Origin of the sequence: Amycolatopsis sp. lyj-108, from assembly GCF_046549005.1 — a bacterium.
Taxonomy (GTDB): Bacteria; Actinomycetota; Actinomycetes; order Mycobacteriales; family Pseudonocardiaceae; genus Amycolatopsis.
The window spans coordinates 1-501 of record NZ_JAJPWQ010000033.1; the positions used below are offsets into that span (position 1 = coordinate 1).

Genomic DNA, 501 nt, shown 5'->3' on the forward strand with positions numbered 1-501 from the left:
ATTGGCACTGCGCCAATCCGAGATGGCGTGGCATGACCTAGCGGAAGGCACTTTCGATGGCACAAAAGGTATCCGTCCAGATCGTCGACGACATCGACGGTGGCGAAGCCACCCAGACCGTGCCCTTCGCGCTCGACGGCGTCACCTACGAGATCGATCTCTCCGATGACAACGCCGGCGCCCTGCGCGAAGAGCTCGAGCGCTTCATCGACGCCAGCAGGCGAGTCGGCGGGCGCAAGGTGAAGGTCGCAACCGGACAGTCCACCGTGGCCGGTGGCGCGGCGAAGCCCACCGACCGCGAACGCAACCAGCAGGTCCGCGCCTGGGCGTCGGCCAACGGTTACGCGATCGCCGAGCGCGGTCGCATTCCCAACGAGATCTACGAAGCGTTCGACAACGCCGAGTCGGCCCCCGCCGAACCGGTCGCCGAAGAGGCTCCCGTCAAGCGCAAGCGTGCACCTCGCAAGAAGTCCTGAATCACCGATCGCGCCCTTGACGTCC

Annotated in this window: 1 protein-coding gene; it reads left to right on the plus strand. The window is 65.9% G+C overall.

Annotation, left to right across the window (positions count from 1 at the left end; translation table 11 throughout):
* The first annotated feature begins 56 nt into the window (after nucleotides 1-56).
* Nucleotides 57-476, plus strand: a complete 420-nt coding sequence (locus ACLJO0_RS44065; RefSeq protein ID WP_125789117.1) for a histone-like nucleoid-structuring protein Lsr2 — start codon at nucleotides 57-59, stop codon at nucleotides 474-476.
* The last annotated feature ends 25 nt before the right edge of the window (nucleotides 477-501 follow it).

What these genes read in the sequence shown, in the direction of transcription:
- ACLJO0_RS44065 (WP_125789117.1), top strand. Translation starts at nt 57, where the DNA reads ATGGCACAAAAGGTATCCGTCCAGATCGTCGACGACATCGACGGTGGC.